Annotated in this window: 1 protein-coding gene; it reads left to right on the forward strand. The window is 65.3% G+C overall.

Annotation, left to right across the window (positions count from 1 at the left end; all coding sequences use genetic code 11):
- The first annotated feature begins 113 nt into the window (after positions 1–113).
- The gene (locus HCC78_RS32485) at positions 114–1244 is read left to right on the forward strand and encodes an IS110 family transposase (protein ID WP_172332811.1); all 1131 of its coding nucleotides are present in this window, start codon (positions 114–116) and stop codon (positions 1242–1244) included.
- The last annotated feature ends 291 nt before the right edge of the window (positions 1245–1535 follow it).

Here is a 1535-nt window from a genome sequence, read left to right on the forward strand (position 1 = left end):
CCCATGATCGCTCTGCAAGGCGACTAGGTCGGCGGCCTCTCCCGCGGCATTCTGCATGCGAGGGTTGCTCCGGATGACCCGGCGCCGAGCCTCAGGAATGGGGGAGAGACCAGATGCAGGATAGCACGTTCATCGGGCAGGATGTCCACAAGGCGACGATTTCGGTGGCGGTTGCCGATGGTGTTCGTGGCGGCGAAGTCCGTCACCTCGGCACCATCCCGCATCGCGCCGACCATGTTCGAAAGCTTGCCGAGAAACTGGGTACCGGCGGCCGCAAGCTCCATTTCTGCTACGAAGCCGGGCCCTGCGGCTATGGCTTGCATCGCCAGCTCGTCGAGATGGGGCATGACTGCATAGTGGTGGCACCCTCGCTGATCCCGGTGAAGACAGGCGATCGGGTCAAGACGGACCGTCGCGATGCCGTCATGCTGGCGAAGCTGCATCGGGCGGGAGAGCTGACGGCAGTCTGGGTCCCGGGCGCGGCGCATGAGGCGATGCGCGACCTGGTTCGCGCGCGAGCGACGGCGATGCGGGTTCTGGGAAAGGCGCGGCAGCATCTTCAGGGCTTTCTTCTGCGCCACGCACGCATCTACCCCGGCAAGAAGGGCTGGACGGTGGCCTATCGGCGCTGGCTGACGACAGTCCGCTTCGAACATCGGGCACAACAGATCGTCTTGCAGGACTACGTGGATGCCGTCGCCGATGCGGAAGCGCGGGTGGCGCGGCTGACGGGCCAGATCACGGAACTTCTGCCGGATTGGGATCTGGCGCCCGTGGTGGAGGCGGTCCAGGCCATGCGCGGTGTCGCCTTCATCGTCGCGGTCACTGTCGTCGCGGAGGTCGGCGACTTCCATCGCTTCGGCAACCCGCGGCAGCTGATGGCCTATCTCGGGCTGACCCCCTCGGAACATTCCAGCGGTGCCACCGTCCGACGTGGCGGCATCACGAAGGCCGACAGCGGCCTTGCCCGGCGGGCCCTGATTGAGGGCGCATGGAGCTACCGGATGCAGCCGCGCGTCAGCCGCAAGCTGCATGACCGGATCGAGGCCGTTCCATCGAAGGTGCGGGAGATCGCGTGGAAGGGGCAGCTGCGGATGTGCCAGCGCTACCGCCGTCTGGTCATGGCAGGGAAGCCGAAAGTCGTGGTGACCACGGCGATCGCCCGGGAAATGGTCGGCTTCATCTGGGCCATCGCCCGAGCCGTCGAGCCTGTTCCGGGCCCGGCGGTCTCGCAATCTGCATAGAAAAGACACGCTCTCCGGCCCGCCAATGCGCAAGGCCGGGGGCGGAACGCGGTGGGGAACCCTCGTGCCCTGTTATGAGCCCGAAACGACGCTCGATCCTTAGAGCGAGGCAGCCCCAGGACGAAACCACGGTCATGCGGTAGCCAACCCGCGCATGAGAGCTTGCTCAACCGTCGTCTCAGTTCCGCCTCCAGCCTTGCGCATCTTCAAAAGCTTGCACCCGGCCCTGTCGGGGGAATTGCGTTGAAACAAAGGGTTGACAGCGATCATGAGAACAGGCTGCTGAAATAG

It is taken from the genome of Mangrovicoccus sp. HB161399 (assembly GCF_013184745.1).
Taxonomy (GTDB): domain Bacteria; phylum Pseudomonadota; class Alphaproteobacteria; order Rhodobacterales; family Rhodobacteraceae; genus Mangrovicoccus.